This is a genomic window from Rhizobium sp. SRDI943, from assembly GCF_057653695.1.
This window is the reverse complement of sequence record NZ_CM172787.1, coordinates 43,516-59,621: the sequence shown is the minus strand read 5'-3', so window position 1 is coordinate 59,621 and position 16,106 is coordinate 43,516. Positions and strand designations below refer to the sequence as shown.

The following is a 16,106-nucleotide window of genomic DNA, read 5'->3' as shown; positions in this document are numbered from 1 at the left end:
AACATTCAAAAGTGGCATTCGTACGGGCCGCTGCCACCCTATTTCACCGGATCGATCGGCGGCATGCCGAAGCTGGTGCCAGCGCTGGAGGTTTCTATGGACAGTTCGATCATCGCCGATCGCCGGCGGCTGCGTCGTAAGCTCGGCTTCTGGCGCGTCATCGCGGTGGCCCTCATCGTGGCACTTGGTTTCGCCTTCTACCGCTTTGCCCTCGGCGATGCCGGGACGGAGCGCCCGCACATCGCCCATGTGACGATATCCGGGCTGATCGTCGATGACGACGAGCTTCTGGAGCGGCTGAAGAAGGTCGAGATCAGCGATCAGGTGAAGGCAGTGGTGATTTCGATCTCCTCGCCCGGCGGCACGACCTATGGCGGCGAAAAAATCTTCAAGGCGATCCGTGCAATCTCTGCCAAGAAGCCTGTCGTCTCCGACGTGCGCACGCTTGCCGCCTCCGCCGGCTACATGATCGCCACCGCCGGCGATACGATCATTGCCGGCGACAGCTCGATCACCGGCTCGATCGGCGTCATCTTCCAGTATCCGCAGATCCAGCCGCTGCTCGACAAGATCGGCGTCTCGCTGCAGGAAATCAAGTCCTCGCCGCTGAAGGCCGAGCCCTCGCCCTTCCACGAGGCAAGCGAGGAAGCCAAGGCGATGATCCGCAACATGGTGGTCGACAGCTATAACTGGTTCGTCGACCTGGTCGCCGACCGGCGCAAGCTGCCGCGCGACGAGGTGCTGAAACTGGCCGACGGCACGATCTATACCGGCCGCCAGGCGCTGAAGGTGAAACTTGTCGATGCAATCGGCGGCGAGGCTGAGATCCGCGCCTATCTGACGTCACGCGGCGTCGACAGTGATCTGCCCATGGTGGACTGGGACAAGAAGAGCAATACGCCCTTTCTGCTCGCTGGGGCTGTTTCTCGGTTGATTACGATCTTCGGTTATGATGATCTCATGAAAACCCAGGATATCAATGGAATCCTGCCCCCAAAGTTGCTTCTTGACGGGCTGCTTTCAGTTTGGCAGGTTGGCCACGATTGATAAGAAATCAATAATTTAAGGGGGCGAAAGTGATCAAGTCTGAATTGGTGCAGATTGTTGCGGCACGCAACCCGCATCTCTATCATCGCGACGTCGAGAATATCGTCAACGCGGTTCTCGACGAGATCACGGATGCACTGGCTGCGGGTAACCGAGTCGAATTGCGCGGGTTTGGCGCCTTTTCGGTCAAGAACCGCCCGTCGCGCTCCGGCCGCAACCCGCGGACCGGCGATACCGTCTTCGTCGAGGAGAAGTGGGTTCCCTTCTTCAAGACCGGCAAGGAGCTGCGCGAGCGGCTCAATCCCGGCCAGGCCGACGAAGAGGATTGAACCGTCGCTGCCTGCGGCGAAACCGCACTTGAACTCGAGGGCCGTTTTCCTATTCTGGTAACGCATCGTGCTTTGCGTGTCCTATCAAGGACACATAGCGCTGCAAGCATGAAACGCGCCCCTCAAAAAGACCGGCGCAATCTGCCGCGTGGAGACCTCAAATGGCCAAGAAGATCGTCAACCTGTTGATTCTGCTGCCGCTCGGCGTCATCCTCATCGTCTTCTGCGTCGCCAACCGGCAGAGCGTCACGCTCGCCTTCAATCCGTTCCGGCCTGATGATCAGGTGCTGGCGGTTTCTGCGCCCTTCTTCGTCTTCCTGGTCGTCGTGCTGATCGCCGGCATGCTGATCGGGGCGGCCGCGACCTGGTTCAGCCAGGGCAAACACCGCAGGCGCGCCCGCACCGAGGCCAAGGAAGCCATCCGCTGGCAAAGCGAGGCCGACCGCCACAAGAACCGCGCCGAGGAAATCGCCGGGCAGCTGCCGGCGCGGTAAAACCGGTCAATATTCGATTGGCTCGGATTCGGCGGCCGGCTTTCGGCGGCTGTCAAGCCGGAAAAAAGCTCAGTTCCTCGTAGTCGCCCTCCGGCGAGGTGCCGTTGCCGGTCACGTGGAAACCGTGGGAAAGGTAGAACGCCTTTGCCCGCCGGTTCTTCACCAGGCATTTCAGTCGGTACCGGTGTTGCGGCCATTCCGGCAGCGCCTGCAGCAGCGCCTTACCGGCACCCTGGCCCTGAAATTCAGGGCTGATATAGAGCATGTGGATGAAATCATCGGCTGGCCAGAGCGACAGGAAGCCGGCAACGCGGCCGTTTTCATGCGCGCAGACGAAGACCGTCTCGCCATTGGTATGGGCAGCGAAATCCTCGCGATGGAATTTGCCGGGATCGACCCAGACGAATGTTTCGCGGCGTACGGAAAGATAAATCTCCGCGAGTATTTCCTGGTCTTCCGCCCGCGGCGGCCTGATGGTCCACGTCATCATGCCGATTTAAACAAACCCTGCGCCCGCGCCAAGCCTAACCCGCTGCCATCTTCGCGACGACCGCGGCATTGAAATCCGAAAAGAACCCTTCGGCGAGCTTTTGCGAGGTCGAATCGAGCAGGCGGGCACCGAGCTGGGCGAGCCTGCCGCCGAGTTCGGCCTTCGACCGGTAGTGCAGGATGGTCTCGGCACCCCTTTCCTCAAGCACGATATCGGCGCTGCCCCTGGCGAAGCCGGCAAGGCCGCCCTTGCCTTCGGCCGACAGCGTATAGCTCTTCGGCGCATCGACGTTGGAAAGCGTCAGCAGCCCGTGGAAGGTGGCGGACAACAGGCTGAACTTGACCTTGATCGTCGCCTCGAAGACATCAGGCGACAGCCGCTCGATGCTCTGGCAACCCGGAATGCAGCCGCGCATGATCTCGGGATCGTTGAGTGCTGCCCAGACGATGTCCCGCGGCGCGGCGATGCGTTCTTCGCCGGTGAAATCCATTCGATGGCCCCATCTTCGATTCGCTCATCTTATCCCAGCGCGAAAGCGCTTTGCCAAGGCAGGACGGAATGTTATCTGCCGGGTTCCGATCTGACACACATCTGACACACAAGGGATGGGCCGATGAACGACGAACTGAAGCCCTGGAGCGTGACGGCAAGCCGGATCACCTATGAGGATCGCTGGATCCGGGTCCGGAGCGACGATTGCGTCACCGCCGATGGAACCGTCGTCGCGCCATTCCATGTGCTCGATTATCCAGACTGGATCAACGTCATCCCTGTGATGCCTGACGGGCGCGTGCTGTTGACGCGGGAATACCGGCACGGCCGCGGCGAGATCGTGCTCGGTCTGGTCGCCGGCAGCCTCGAACCCGGCGACAGCGAGACCGGCGATGCGGCGATGGCGGCGGCCCGGCGCGAGCTCCGGGAGGAGACCGGCTATGAAGCTTCGACCTTCGTCAAGCTGCTCACCTCCTATCCAAATGCCGCCAGCCACAGCAACGTGGTGACGAGCTGGCTGGCGCTGGGTCTCAGCCGGGCTGGCGAACCATCTTTCGACCCCGGAGAGAAGGTCGAGCTGCTGTTTACGGATCTAGCTGCCATCCTTGGCGACCTGCAGTCCGGCGCCGTCATCATGCAGTCGATGCATGTCGCGGCCCTCTATGCGGCGGAAAGCTGGCTTCGCACACAGGCCTCCGAAGGCGTAAAATAGGCGCCGTGCCGGGAGAACCCTCTCCGCTTGCCCGGGCTTGGCCGGCAGCGCAGTTGATCCGCCCCGCTTTTCTGGGCTACTGCATATTCAAAGTGCCGCAATGTGCTTTGCGCGTTTCAAAAGACGCGCGGCGCTGCAGCGGACAAAGCCGATACCACACCCCGACAGAGACGCGGAAGAGCACGTTGAAACAGAGAGAAGGCCGGCCGGGCCAGAAGAAAACATCAGGTCCTTCCGGTGAAAATCGCAGGGACGATCGGGCAGGCCGGCCGCCGAAGCCGGTCGCGCAGCCCGCGGCAACCCGCGAGGCGGTGCGTGAGGCTGCTGTGCCTGCCGCCGTCGTGCGTCCTCTGATGACACGCAGCGGCGAGCGGCCGACTGAGCGTGTGCCCGTCATTCTCGAATCGCTCGGGGCCGGCGACTTCCACCTGATCGACAGCGGCAACGGCGAAAAGCTCGAGCAATACGGCCCCTATCGGATCATCCGTCCGGAAGCCCAGGCGCTGTGGCGGCCTTCGCTGGCGCCCCAAGTCTGGGAAAAGGTCGATGCCGCCTTCACCGGCGATACCGACGAGGAAGGTGCCGGCCGCTGGCGCTTTCCGAAGGAGGCGCTTGGCGAGACCTGGCCGCTCAATCTGCTCGGTGTCGATTTTCTCGGTCGCTTTACCTCCTTCCGTCATGTCGGCGTCTTCCCGGAGCAGATCGTCCACTGGAGCTGGATGAAAGAGCAGGTCGAAAAGGCCGGCCGGCCGCTGAAGGTGCTGAACCTCTTCGGTTATACCGGTGTCGCCTCGCTGGTTGCCGCCGCTGCCGGCGCCGAGGTCACCCATGTCGACGCCTCGAAGAAGGCGATCGGCTGGGCGCGGGAAAACCAGGCGCTCGGGCGCATGGAGAAGTTGCCGATCCGCTGGATCTGCGAGGATGCGATGAAATTCATCCTGCGCGAGGAACGCCGCGGCAGCCAATACGACATCATCCTCACCGATCCGCCGAAATTCGGCCGTGGCCCCAATGGCGAAGTCTGGCATCTCTTCGAGCATCTGCCCCTGATGCTCGACGTCTGCCGCGAGATCCTGTCGCCAAAGGCCGTGGGCCTGGTGCTGACGGCCTATTCGATCCGCGCCAGCTTCTATTCGATCCATGAGCTGATGCGCGAGACGATGCGTGGCGCCGGCGGCGTGGTCGAATCCGGCGAGTTGGTGATCCGCGAGGCCGGCACCGACGGCAAGACGCAGGGCCGCGCGCTCTCCACCTCCCTCTTTTCCCGCTGGGTGCCGAAATGAGCAAGGACTTCCACGATCAGGGACCGCGCAGGGTCGGGCAGGTGAAGGAAGTCACTTCGCTCGCCAATCCGATCATCAAGGACATCAAGGCGCTGACGAACAAGAAGTCGCGCGAGGAAAGCGGTACTTTCCTGGCCGAAGGACTGAAACTCATCATCGATGCGATCGAACTCGGCTGGGCGATCCGCACGCTGGTTTATGCCAAGGCCGCCAAGGGTAAGCCGCTGGTCGAGCAGATGGCGGCAAAGACCGTCGCGTCGGGCGGGCTGGTGCTTGAGGTCAGCGAAAAGGTGATCGCCTCGATCACCCGCCGCGACAACCCGCAGATGGTCGTCGGCATCTTCGAGCAGCGCTGGACGCCACTCAAAGGTATCCGACTGAGCGACGGCGAGACATGGGTGGCGCTCGACCGGGTGCGCGACCCCGGCAATCTCGGCACCATCATCCGCACGGCCGATGCGGCGGGGGCTTCCGGCATCATACTTCTCGGAGAAACGACTGATCCCTTCTCGCTCGAAACCGTGCGGGCCACCATGGGCTCGGTCTTTGCCGTTCCGGTCGCGCGGGCGACGCCCGAGGAATTCATCGCCTGGCGGAAATCGGCCGGCGTTTCCGTCGTCGCGACGCATCTTGCCGGTGCGGTCGATTACCGGACGATCGACTACCGGAAAAAGCCCGTCGTGCTCCTGATGGGCAACGAACAATCCGGCCTGCCGGAGCAGCTGGCCAGGGAGGCCGACGCGCTTGCCCGCATTCCGCAGCAGGGCCGCGCCGATTCGCTGAACCTCGCCGTCGCCACCGCCGTCATGCTTTTCGAGGCACGCCGCCATCTCCTCTCACTTGCCGAGGGCAAATGACCGAACAGACGCATGCACGCCCGGCGCTGTTTTCGCGCCCGGCGCCGATCCTCTTCTTCATCGTCGTCGCCGTTCTCATCGACCAGGCCGTCAAGATCGCCGTTGATCATTACCTGCCGCTACAGGAGGCCGTACCCGTCGTTCCGATGCTGGCGCTCTACCGCACCTACAATCTCGGCGTCGCCTTTTCGATGCTGTCGGGCATGGACGGCTGGTTCATCGTCGGCATGCGGCTCATCATCGTCGCCTTCGTCATCTGGCTGTGGTACCGCACGGCGAAGGATCGCTGGATCGCCCATCTCGGTTATGCGCTGATCATCGCCGGCGCGATCGGCAATCTCGTCGACCGCTTCGCTTATGGGCATGTGATCGATTACATTCTTTTCTACACCGAGAGTTGGTCCTTCGCGGTCTTCAATCTCGCCGACAGTTTCATCACCATCGGGGCCGGCTGCGTCATTCTCGACGAGCTGCTGCTGCCGAAAAAGGCCAGCCGCTAAAATCTTATCGAAATCCTGAAGGCATTCGGAACGGGCCTCATGTTATCCAGATAGCATGCAGAACCTGGGACAGTTGCAGGAAAGATTGTCCGCCGCCTTCGGTGGACCCGCCGCCAAGCCGCATGAGAAGCGGATGGAGGCGGTCTTCGCACGACCGAACGCACCGGCACCCCGGGGCGCCGATGACCGCCAGGACGGACCTGCACCGACACGGCGCCTGCTGTTCTACTGGCTCGGCGGCGCCGGCCTTCTTGCCGCAACGATCCTGATGCTGCTTGCCCATGCCGGCGATCCGCTGCTGCTTTCGGGCGGTCTCGTCGTCCTTGGCCTGGCCGTCATCGCCAGTTATGCCCTGCTGATGGTTCGCTCGCGCAAGGCCGGGCAGCGCCCCGGTCAATCCATGCCGGATGAGAATGGCGGCGCAAAGCTGTTTGCCGACGTGCACGACGTGCTCGGCGACATCACGGTCAGCCGCACCATGGACCGGCGCATCATCTCCGCCAATGACACGTTTCGCCGCCTGACCGGGCGGCTGCGTCCGGAAGGAAAAACCTGCGAGGAGATCGGCCTTGCCTTCCGCCCCGGTCCGATACCGCATTGCTACGATGTCGAGATCTCGACGCCGGAAGGCCAGCGCATCTTCCTCTGGCGTGACGTCGTTACCCGCGACCCGGCGAACGGCCGCCTGCTGCTGCAAAGCGTTGCCCGCGACGTGACCGACGAGCGGCTGATCGCGCAGGGCCGCGAGGAAGCCCGCCAGAAGGCCGAATATAACAGCGCCGCCAAATCGAGGCTGCTTGCCACCGTCAGCCACGAGGTGCGCACGCCGCTTTCAGGCATCCTCGGCATGACGCATCTGATCGCGGAGACGCGGTTGACGCAGGAGCAGCAGAACTATCTCGCGAACATCCGCCAGTCCGGCCATGCATTGACGCAGCTCGTCGAGGATCTGCTCGATTTCTCCACCATCGAAGTCGGCCGCTTCGCGCTGCACCCGCGCTCGGAATCGCTGCGCAAGCTTCTGGAAAGCGTCGTCGAGATGCTCGCCCACCGGGCGCATGAAAAGGGTATCGAGATCGGCGCCACCGTGTCCTCCGACGTGCCCGAAAATATGAGCTTCGACCCGGCGCGGCTGCGCCAGGTTCTGTTCAACGTCATCGGCAATGCCGTGAAGTTCACCCAGGTTGGCGGCGTCTTCATCCGCGTGTCGCTCGACGACGACGACCTCTCGATCACCGTGACCGATAGCGGTCCCGGCATGACGACGGAGGAGCAGGCGCGCGTCTTCGGCGAGTTCGAGCAGGGCGGGAGCGTTGTCGACAAGAGCAGCGGGACCGGCCTCGGCCTTGCCATCTCCGCCCGCATCATGCGCGAATTCAACGGCGCGCTGACGGTTGCCAGCGAAAAGGGCCGAGGCAGCGAATTCACCATCCGCTTCCCTGTCGATATCGACAGCGAGCGCCCCGACCGGCGAAACACGCTGCTTTCAGGCAACAGCGTCGTGCTGCTGGCGCCGGCAGGTGCGGCGCGCACCGCCATCGCCGAAACGATCACCACGCTCGGCGGCCTCTGCCATCTTGTCGGCGACGGCGAGACGGCGCGGGCAACGCTGCTCGAGCTGGCAAAGAGCGGGCGGAGGCCGACCGATATCATCATCGACCATCGCATGTCGGCGGAATTTTCCGCCCATCTTGCCGATCGCGCCGAAATCGCCGCCCTTGGCCTGCGCAAGGTCCTGCTCGTCAATCCGGAAGAGCGCAGCGCCCATCCGCTCGACCTCTTCGATGCCTGGCTAATCCGGCCGCTGCGCGAACAGTCGCTGATCGACGTGCTGCGCGGGCGCATGCGCGGCATGGAGAAGCGCGACGCGCTGAACGACAACCAGCCGGGCTTCGGCCTTTCGGTGGCGGAGACGCTGGTTGCCGCCAGCGGGCTCAGCATCCTGCTCGGCGAGGACGATCCGATCAATGCCATGCTGGTGCGCGTCGTCCTGGAAAAGGGCGGGCATAAGGTGCGCCATGTCGAGGATTTCGAGACCCTGCTCGACTACGCGCTCTGCGAGGCCAATGCCCGGCCCGATATCATCATCAGCGACCTCTCGATGCCTGGCGGCAACGGCATCGACATGCTCGGACGCCTGCGCGGCCACGAGCGGCGGCTCGATCTCGCCTCGGTGCCGGTGATCGTGCTGACGGCCGACAAGAGCGACGAATCGCGCCGCCAGGTCTTGCTCAACGGCGCCAACCGCGTCATGGTAAAGCCGGTCGATCCGGTGCGGCTGCTGACCGAAGTTCAGGCGGTTGCCGCCCTTTCCGCCCGCCGGGCAGAGGCGCGGTGAGCGCCTCGGGAACCGGCATGTTTCTTGCGCCTGGAAATTCAAAATGTCACTTTCCTGTCGTAGAGAAGTGTTTTATGGCGTCGATAAGCCGGCAACGGGAGAATCGTCATGTCCGCCATCGACATCCTGAATCGTGACACCACCGCGGAGGCTGCACCGCCCTCGACGGCTGTGCAGAAGGACGGCGATATCCTCGGCCGCATCGGCAATCTGGAGACCCGCCTTGCCCGCACGGCACGCGAGATCGATGCCGCCCAGGCCGTGCGCTACCGCGTCTTCGTCGACGAAATGAAGGCGCAGCTGCCGCTGGATGCGATGCGCCGACAGCGCGACGTCGACGCCTATGACGCTGTCTGCGACCATCTTCTGGTTCTCGACCGCTCGATCGAGGGCGACCCGGAAGACCAGATCGTCGGCACCTACAGGCTGTTGCGTCAAGATGTCGCCATCGCCAATGGCGGTTTTTACTCGGCTTCCGAATTCGAAATCGAGGGCCTCATCGCCAAACACCCGGACAAGCGCTTCATGGAACTCGGCCGCTCCTGCGTGCTGCCGGAATACCGCACCAAGCGCACCGTCGAGCTCCTGTGGCAGGGCAACTGGGCCTATGCGCTGAAACACGGCGTCAGCGCCATGTTCGGCTGCGCCTCGTTCCCCGGCGTCTATCTCGAAAGCCACGCGCTGGCACTGTCCTTCCTCTACCACAATGTGCTGGCGAAGAACGAATGGGCCATCGGGGCGCTGCCGCATCTGGCCCGCAACATGGACCTGATGCCGGTCGAAGCCATCAACCCGAAGCGGGCGCTGATGGCTCTGCCGCCGCTGATCAAGGGCTATCTCCGCCTCGGCGCGATGGTCGGCTCCAGCGCGGTCATCGATCATGCCTTCAACACGACCGACGTGCTGATCGTGCTGCCGATCTCCAGCATCTCGGACCGTTACCTGAATTATTACGGCGCCGATGCCGGCCGCTTCGCGAGCTAATTTAATTTGCGCAGACGATCATCTGCCTGTGAAAAGCCAATTCCAGCCTCTCCGATGGCGTGCCCTCTGATCCTGGCGGAAAGATGCCCGGCCCTTCGGGTTGGCTGAAACGGGCCGGCTGATCGACCGGCCGGCTTGGCCGTAGAGCTGGGCTACGACGCGCGCCGGCCGGTCGACCATCCGACTCCGTTTGAGCCAACAGAATGCTTCAATCTAACCCGGAAAGGCTCTAGTGATCGGATCGCCTTCTGGTGTCCGACGGGTTCTCTCCATACGCCGCCCGATAGGTTGCCGCAAAGCGGCCAAAGTGAAAGAATCCCCACTTCAAGCAGATGTCCCGCAACGGCTGCCGGTTTGAAGGATCGCGCAGATCCTCCCGTACCGCTTGCAAGCGGATCGTCCTGAGGTAGGCAGCCGGTGTGGTTCCCTTGAAGGCACGAAAACCGCTTTCAAGAGCGCGAATGGAAATGCCTGCCGCCTCCGCGACACTCTGCATCGTCAACGGCTGTGCGATGTTTGCATGCATGAATTCAATTGCCCGACGGACATGCCGGGGTGCGATCAGATGGATTTTCCTGTCGAGAAGATGCGAGAGCCGATGAGGAACCGAGCGCACCAGCAGATCGGCAAACGCCTGGGTCAGGTTCAACATGGCGATTGGCGAGGCAAGGAGCGGCCCGTTGTTGCGCATGCCGATGATGATCGTTTGGGCGAGACTGCCGATCAACCGGCCCGCCGCCGTGGAAAGATCAATGACCGGTGCCAAGTCCATTGCCCCGATCAGGGGGGTCTCCAATACGGAGGCAACGGTCTGAGCGATGATTGTCCAGCTCAGACTCAGTGTGTCTGACCGGTGCGGCGCTGCTCGCACGGAAATCCGTTCCGGCTCAAGATTGTTCGCCAACAGCAGCCGCCCAGGTGTCCCTTCGATCACAGACCGACCAAGCGTTACATCGAGAGCACCAGTGCGTGGAACGATGATTGCCAGAGTTTCCGGCGTTCCATGGGCCGTTCTTGCACCCCAGCCGCCGGAATCCTGGTTGCTGACCAGCGACAAGCTTTCATCACCCCAAAACCCGACCTTCCAGTCGAGCGGTTTGTCTCGACCATCGCGCCATGCGTCGAACGAACCAAACCCCTTGGTCAGAGCCCCGACCATATCGTCGAAAGTTGCCCCCTGAAATCGGGGGGTGAAATTGGCGGATGCATTTTCTGGCATGGGGAACCAACCGGCTGATATTAAACAACTGAGCTGCGAAACCGCATCGATTGCCCGCAGTTTTTTCAATGTCCCTGCGGGCAAATTTATGCCGCCCTATAGGCCTATTGTATCAAAAGTATGACTTATCGGAAGAGCAGCCTTCATCGCGACGGCGCACGAAAACTTATGCCCGGCCGACGGGCAGTCGGCCGGGCACGGAATGCCGTCTCATAATGTGGGCCGGAGGAGTTTACGAACCCGCCCCGTAGGCGGCGATCGCCGCCATGTTGACGATGTCGCTGTCCTTGGCGCCCATCGAGGTGATTTGCACCGGCTTGTCGAGGCCGACGAGGATCGGGCCGATCACCGTGGAGCCGCCGAGCTCCTGCAGCATCTTGGTCGAGATCGAGGCCGAGTGGAAGGCCGGCATGACGAGGACGTTGGCCGGGCCGGAGAGGCGGCAAAAGGGATATTGCTCCATCACCTTGCGGTTCAGGGCGACATCGGCCGCCATCTCGCCGTCATATTCGAAATCGACGCGGCGCTTGTCGAGGATCTTCACCGCCTCGCGCACCCGCTCGGAGCGTTCGCCCGAGGGATGGCCGAAGGTGGAATAAGCCAGCAAGGCGACACGCGGCGGATAACCCATGCGCCGCGCGAGACCCGCGGCCTCTTCGGCGATATCGGCAAGCTCTTCGGCCGTCGGCATGTCGTGCACCGCCGTATCGGCAACGAAGACCGTGCGGCCGCGGCAGAGCGCCAGCGACACGCCGATGACGCGGTGGCCCGGCTTCTCGTCGATGCAGCGGCGCACATCTTCGAGCGCCGTCGAATAGTTTCGGGTAATGCCCGTCACCATGCCGTCGGCATCGCCGAGCGCCACCATGGTGGCGGCGAAGTGGTTGCGGTCGTTATGGATCAGCCGCTGGGCGTCGCGGTGGAGATAACCGTGCCGCTGCAGCCGGGCATAGAGATAGTCGATATAGGCCTCGACCCGGGTCGAAAGCCGGGCATTGACGATTTCGAGGCCCGGCCGGTTGAGATCGATGCCGGCGCGTTCGGCCGTCGCCCGGATCAGGTCCTCGCGGCCGAGCAGGATGGCGGTGCCGAGCTGCTGGTTGGCGTAGGACATCGCCGCACGCAGGACCTGTTCTTCCTCGGCCTCGGCAAAGACGATGCGCTTCGGACGGCGGCGGACGCGCTCATAGAGGCTGGCAAGCGTCGAGGCGATCGGATCGCGGCGCGCCGAAAGCTCGCGGGCATAACCGGCCATGTCGGTGATGACCTTGCGGGCGACGCCGCTTTCGATCGCGGCTTGCGCGACCGCGACCGGGATCGCCGAGATCAGCCTGGGATCGAAGGGAACGGGGATGATGTATTGCGAGCCGAAACGCGGCCGGTTGCCCTGATAGGCGGCGACCACGTCATCCGGAACGTCCTCGCGGGCAAGGTTTGCCAGCGCATTGACGGCGGCGATCTTCATCGCATCGTTGATGGTCGAGGCTCTGACATCGAGAGCGCCGCGGAAGATATAGGGAAAGCCGAGGACGTTGTTGACCTGGTTCGGATAGTCCGAACGGCCCGTCGCCATGATGGCGTCGTCGCGGATGCGGGCCACCTCTTCCGGGGTGATCTCGGGATCGGGATTGGCCATAGCGAAGATGATAGGCCGCTCCGCCATCGAGCGGATCATCTTGGCCGAAAACGCGCCCTGCTGCGACAAGCCGAAAACGACGTCCGCGCCTTTCATCGCCTCTTCCAGCGTGCGCGTGTCGGTCTTTGCCGCATGCGCCGATTTCCATTGGTTCATGCCCTCGGTGCGGCCCTGGTAGATGACACCCTTGGTATCGCAGAGGATGACGTTCTCGGGCGCAAAACCCATCGCCTTGATGAGTTCGACGCAGGCGATCGCCGCAGCACCCGCGCCGTTGCAGACGAGCTTCGTCGTCTTCAGGTCGCGGCCGGTCAGCTCCAGCGCGTTAATCAGGCCGGCGGCGGCGATGATCGCCGTTCCATGCTGGTCGTCATGGAACACCGGAATGTCCATCAACTCGCGCAGCCGGCTTTCGATGACGAAACAATCCGGCGCCTTGATATCCTCAAGGTTGATGCCGCCGAAGGAAGGACCGAGGAAGCGCACGCAGTTGATGAACTCGTCGACATTTTCCGTATCGATTTCGAGGTCGATGGAATCGACGTCGGCGAAGCGCTTGAACAGCACCGCCTTGCCCTCCATGACGGGCTTGGACGCCAGCGCGCCGAGATTGCCAAGGCCGAGGATCGCCGTGCCGTTGGAAATGACGGCAACCATATTGCCGCGCGCCGTATAATCATAGGCGGTCTGTGGATCGGCGGCGATTGCCTTCACAGGCACGGCAACACCCGGCGAATAGGCAAGCGAGAGGTCACGCTGCGTCGCCATCGGCTTGGTCGGGTTGATCTCCAGCTTGCCGGGCCGGCCCATTGCGTGAAAATCGAGCGCCTCCTGGTCGGTAACCGAGGTCACCGGCCGGTCCTTCTTATCGATATCGGGCATAAATCCTCCAACGTCCTGTGGGCGACGCTTTGCTCTTCCTCAAATGCTGTTGTCATCTATAGCGGCGCGCGGATAGGGTTGGCACCTGTTTTTTTGGGAAAAACTCCACCTCCGTGAACGCACGAATAGACACAGGGAATGAAGCCTTTTCGGCTGCCGAGCTCGCCACGGCGGAAAGCCGTGCCTCGGCGACGCCGATGATGGAGCAATTTATCGAGATCAAGGCGAACAATCCGGGTTCGCTGCTGTTCTATCGCATGGGCGATTTCTACGAGCTGTTCTTCGAGGATGCGCTGGAAGCCTCACGCGCGCTCGGTATCACGCTGACGAAGCGCGGCCAGCACATGGGCCAGGATATCCCGATGTGCGGGGTTCCGGTGCATGCGGCCGACGATTATCTGCAGAAGCTGATTTCGCTCGGCTTCCGCGTCGCCGTCTGCGAGCAGATCGAAGATCCGGCCGAAGCAAAAAAACGCGGCGCGAAATCCGTCGTCAAGCGTGACGTCGTCCGCCTCGTCACTCCAGGCACGATCACCGAGGAAAAGCTGCTTTCGCCCTCGGAATCCAACTATTTGATGGCGCTGACCCGCATTCGCGCCAGCGGCGAGGCTTTGCTGGCGCTTGCCTGGATCGATATTTCCACCGGCGTCTTCCGGCTTGCCGAGACCGAAGCCTCGCGCCTGCTTGCCGATATCCTGCGCATCGATCCGCGTGAGCTCATCCTTCCCGACACGATCTTCCACGATCCCGAACTCAAACCGGTCTTCGACGTGCTCGGCCGGACAGCCGTGCCGCAGCCTTCCGTGCTCTTCGACAGCGCCAGCGCCGAAGGCCGGATCGCGCGGTATTTCGGCGTCGCGACGCTGGACGGCTTCGGCACCTTCTCACGCGCCGAGCTGGCAGCGGCCGCGGCCGCCGTCGCCTATGTCGAGAAGACGCAGATTGCCGAGCGGCCGCCGCTTGGAAAACCGGAACGGGAAAGTGCAGCCTCGACGCTGTTCATCGATCCCGCCACCCGCGCCAATCTGGAGCTTGCCCGCACGCTTTCCGGCGATCGCAACGGTTCGCTGTTGAAGGCAATCGACCGCACCGTCACCGGCGGCGGCGCAAGGCTTCTTGCCGAACGGCTGATGTCGCCGCTGACCGACCCGGCCCGCATCAATGCGCGGCTCGATTCGATCGGTTTCCTGATCGACGAACCCCTGCTTTGCGGCAATCTGCGCGACACGCTGAAACATGTGCCCGACATGCCGCGCGCCCTCTCGCGCCTGGCGCTCGACCGCGGCGGCCCGCGCGATCTCTGGGCGATCCGCCAGGGCCTCGAAGCGGCGGGCGGACTTGCGGCGATGCTCGGCAAGGCGATGCTGCCCGAAGAACTCGGCCAGGCGCTATCCGGGCTGCAGGCCCTTCCCGCGGCAGTGGAAAAGCTGCTTGCCGAAACGCTCGCCGAGGAATTGCCGCTGTTGAAACGCGACGGCGGTTTTCTCCGCGACGGCGCCAGCGCCGAGCTCGACGAGGTCCGGGCACTGCGCGACCAGTCGCGCCGCGTCATCGCCGGCCTGCAATTGCAATATGCCGAGGAGACCGGCATCCGGTCGCTGAAGATCAAGCACAACAACGTCCTCGGCTATTTCATCGAAGTGACCGCCGGCAATGCCTCGCCAATGACGGAGACGGCGGAGGCGAAGGCCCGCTTCATCCACCGCCAGACGATGGCGAACGCCATGCGCTTCACCACGACCGAACTTGCCGACCTCGAAAGCCGCATCGCCAATGCCGCCGACCAGGCGCTGACGATCGAACTCGAAGCCTTCGACAGGATGACGGCGGCCGTCGTTGCGGAAGCCGAGGCGATCAAGTCGGGCGCCCGGGCGCTTGCCGTCATCGACGTCGCCGCAGGCCTGGCGCTTCTCGCCGAGGAGCAGGCCTATTGCCGCCCGCAGGTCGACGGCTCGAAGATGTTTGCCATCGAGGGCGGGCGCCATCCTGTGGTCGAGCAGGCGCTGCGGCGGCAGGCGGGCGGCCCCTTCGTCGCCAATCATTGCGATCTGTCGCCGAGGACCGGCGACCGCGACGGGGCAATCTGGCTGCTGACCGGCCCGAACATGGGCGGCAAGTCGACCTTCCTGCGCCAGAACGCGCTGATATCAATCCTGGCGCAGATGGGCTCCTTCGTGCCGGCGGCATCGGCCCATATCGGCATCGTCGACCGGCTTTTCTCGCGCGTCGGCGCCTCCGACGATCTGGCGCGCGGCCGCTCCACCTTCATGGTCGAGATGGTGGAGACGGCGGCGATCCTCAACCAGGCGAGCGACCGTTCCCTCGTCATCCTCGACGAGATCGGCCGCGGCACCGCGACGTTCGACGGCCTGTCGATCGCCTGGGCCGCCGTCGAGCACCTGCATGAGGCCAATCGCTGCCGCGGCCTCTTCGCCACGCATTTCCACGAATTGACCGTGCTTTCGGAAAAGCTTGGCCGGCTATCGAACGCGACGATGCGCGTCAAGGAATGGGACGGCGACGTCATTTTCCTGCACGAGGTCGGTCCGGGTGCGGCAGACCGCTCCTACGGCATCCAGGTCGCGCGCCTTGCCGGACTTCCAGCCTCGGTCGTGGCACGCGCCCGCGACGTGCTTACCCGCCTGGAAGATGCCGACCGCAAGAACCCGGCGAGCCAGCTGATTGACGACCTGCCGCTCTTCCAGGTGGCGGTGCGCCGCGAGGAAACGGCCCGCGGGACCTCCAAGGTCGAGGAGGCACTGAAGGCGATGAGCCTTGACGACATGACACCGCGCGAGGCAATGGATGCGCTTTACGACCTCAAGAAGAAGTTGAAATAGGAG

At 63.2% G+C, this 16,106-nt stretch carries 14 protein-coding genes; 10 read left to right on the top strand and 4 right to left on the bottom strand.

From position 1 onward, the window contains the following. The first annotated feature begins 96 nt into the window (after positions 1 to 96). From sppA to AC245Y_RS00290, 3 genes are all read left to right on the top strand, one after another. On the top strand, positions 97 to 1,047 hold the full coding sequence (gene sppA, locus AC245Y_RS00300; protein ID WP_012755802.1) for a signal peptide peptidase SppA: 951 nt from the start codon (positions 97 to 99) through the stop codon (positions 1,045 to 1,047). Positions 1,048 to 1,076: 29 nt separating this feature from the next. Further along, positions 1,077 to 1,376 (top strand): integration host factor subunit beta, encoded by a 300-nt coding sequence (locus AC245Y_RS00295; protein ID WP_003544934.1) that lies wholly within the window; start codon positions 1,077 to 1,079, stop codon positions 1,374 to 1,376. 161 nt (positions 1,377 to 1,537) lie between these two features. Further along, positions 1,538 to 1,870 (top strand): lipopolysaccharide assembly protein LapA domain-containing protein, encoded by a 333-nt coding sequence (locus tag AC245Y_RS00290; protein ID WP_012755801.1) that lies wholly within the window; start codon positions 1,538 to 1,540, stop codon positions 1,868 to 1,870. Between the two features lie 52 nt (positions 1,871 to 1,922). On the opposite strand, the gene AC245Y_RS00285 is transcribed toward AC245Y_RS00290, so the two are convergent. Together AC245Y_RS00285 and AC245Y_RS00280 are read right to left on the bottom strand one after the other, a co-directional pair. Further along, complete coding sequence (locus tag AC245Y_RS00285) at positions 1,923 to 2,357, bottom strand: GNAT family N-acetyltransferase (protein WP_026157554.1); 435 nt, start codon at positions 2,355 to 2,357, stop codon at positions 1,923 to 1,925. 37 nt (positions 2,358 to 2,394) lie between these two features. Continuing rightward, on the bottom strand, positions 2,395 to 2,850 hold the full coding sequence (locus tag AC245Y_RS00280) for an SRPBCC family protein (protein ID WP_012755799.1): 456 nt from the start codon (positions 2,848 to 2,850) through the stop codon (positions 2,395 to 2,397). Positions 2,851 to 2,973: 123 nt separating this feature from the next. On the opposite strand from AC245Y_RS00280, the gene AC245Y_RS00275 reads away from it, so the two are divergent. The 6 genes from AC245Y_RS00275 to olsB all read left to right on the top strand — a co-directional run bounded on the left by AC245Y_RS00275 (position 2,974) and on the right by olsB (position 9,526). Next, positions 2,974 to 3,564, top strand: a complete 591-nt coding sequence (locus tag AC245Y_RS00275) for an NUDIX hydrolase (RefSeq protein WP_012755798.1) — start codon at positions 2,974 to 2,976, stop codon at positions 3,562 to 3,564. A gap of 185 nt (positions 3,565 to 3,749) precedes the next feature. Beyond that, on the top strand, positions 3,750 to 4,847 hold the full coding sequence (locus AC245Y_RS00270; protein ID WP_012755797.1) for a class I SAM-dependent methyltransferase: 1,098 nt from the start codon (positions 3,750 to 3,752) through the stop codon (positions 4,845 to 4,847). Beyond that, on the top strand, positions 4,844 to 5,704 hold the full coding sequence (locus AC245Y_RS00265; protein WP_012755796.1) for a TrmH family RNA methyltransferase: 861 nt from the start codon (positions 4,844 to 4,846) through the stop codon (positions 5,702 to 5,704). The genes AC245Y_RS00270 and AC245Y_RS00265 overlap by 4 nt, the downstream gene beginning before the upstream one ends. Further along, positions 5,701 to 6,204 (top strand): signal peptidase II, encoded by a 504-nt coding sequence (gene lspA / locus AC245Y_RS00260; protein WP_012755795.1) that lies wholly within the window; start codon positions 5,701 to 5,703, stop codon positions 6,202 to 6,204. The genes AC245Y_RS00265 and lspA overlap by 4 nt, the downstream gene beginning before the upstream one ends. A 55-nt stretch (positions 6,205 to 6,259) precedes the next feature. Beyond that, positions 6,260 to 8,542 (top strand): PAS domain-containing hybrid sensor histidine kinase/response regulator, encoded by a 2,283-nt coding sequence (locus AC245Y_RS00255; RefSeq protein WP_017995876.1) that lies wholly within the window; start codon positions 6,260 to 6,262, stop codon positions 8,540 to 8,542. Between the two features lie 108 nt (positions 8,543 to 8,650). Further along, entirely contained in the window at positions 8,651 to 9,526 is an 876-nt protein-coding gene (gene olsB / locus AC245Y_RS00250) for a l-ornithine N(alpha)-acyltransferase (protein ID WP_012755793.1), read from the top strand. Between the two features lie 229 nt (positions 9,527 to 9,755). On the opposite strand, the gene AC245Y_RS00245 is transcribed toward olsB, so the two are convergent. Together AC245Y_RS00245 and AC245Y_RS00240 are read right to left on the bottom strand one after the other, a co-directional pair. Next, the gene (locus tag AC245Y_RS00245) at positions 9,756 to 10,745 is read right to left on the bottom strand and encodes a helix-turn-helix transcriptional regulator (protein ID WP_017995875.1); all 990 of its coding nucleotides are present in this window, start codon (positions 10,743 to 10,745) and stop codon (positions 9,756 to 9,758) included. Positions 10,746 to 10,977: 232 nt separating this feature from the next. After that, positions 10,978 to 13,263 (bottom strand): NADP-dependent malic enzyme, encoded by a 2,286-nt coding sequence (locus AC245Y_RS00240; protein WP_012755791.1) that lies wholly within the window; start codon positions 13,261 to 13,263, stop codon positions 10,978 to 10,980. A gap of 113 nt (positions 13,264 to 13,376) precedes the next feature. Between AC245Y_RS00240 and mutS the strand changes: the two genes are divergently transcribed. Next, the gene (gene mutS / locus AC245Y_RS00235) at positions 13,377 to 16,103 is read left to right on the top strand and encodes a DNA mismatch repair protein MutS (protein WP_017995874.1); all 2,727 of its coding nucleotides are present in this window, start codon (positions 13,377 to 13,379) and stop codon (positions 16,101 to 16,103) included. Positions 16,104 to 16,106 lie beyond the last annotated feature (3 nt).

Bases quoted from the DNA above. Each gene is read 5' to 3' on its own strand.
- AC245Y_RS00245 (WP_017995875.1), bottom strand. From the start codon at position 10,745: ATGCCAGAAAATGCATCCGCCAATTTCACCCCCCGATTTCAGGGGGCA.
- AC245Y_RS00255 (WP_017995876.1), top strand. From the start codon at position 6,260: ATGCAGAACCTGGGACAGTTGCAGGAAAGATTGTCCGCCGCCTTCGGT.
- AC245Y_RS00240 (WP_012755791.1), bottom strand. From the start codon at position 13,263: ATGCCCGATATCGATAAGAAGGACCGGCCGGTGACCTCGGTTACCGAC.
- sppA (WP_012755802.1), top strand. From the start codon at position 97: ATGGACAGTTCGATCATCGCCGATCGCCGGCGGCTGCGTCGTAAGCTC.
- AC245Y_RS00280 (WP_012755799.1), bottom strand. From the start codon at position 2,850: ATGGATTTCACCGGCGAAGAACGCATCGCCGCGCCGCGGGACATCGTC.
- AC245Y_RS00275 (WP_012755798.1), top strand. From the start codon at position 2,974: ATGAACGACGAACTGAAGCCCTGGAGCGTGACGGCAAGCCGGATCACC.
- AC245Y_RS00285 (WP_026157554.1), bottom strand. From the start codon at position 2,357: ATGACGTGGACCATCAGGCCGCCGCGGGCGGAAGACCAGGAAATACTC.
- lspA (WP_012755795.1), top strand. From the start codon at position 5,701: ATGACCGAACAGACGCATGCACGCCCGGCGCTGTTTTCGCGCCCGGCG.
- AC245Y_RS00290 (WP_012755801.1), top strand. From the start codon at position 1,538: ATGGCCAAGAAGATCGTCAACCTGTTGATTCTGCTGCCGCTCGGCGTC.
- olsB (WP_012755793.1), top strand. From the start codon at position 8,651: ATGTCCGCCATCGACATCCTGAATCGTGACACCACCGCGGAGGCTGCA.
- AC245Y_RS00265 (WP_012755796.1), top strand. From the start codon at position 4,844: ATGAGCAAGGACTTCCACGATCAGGGACCGCGCAGGGTCGGGCAGGTG.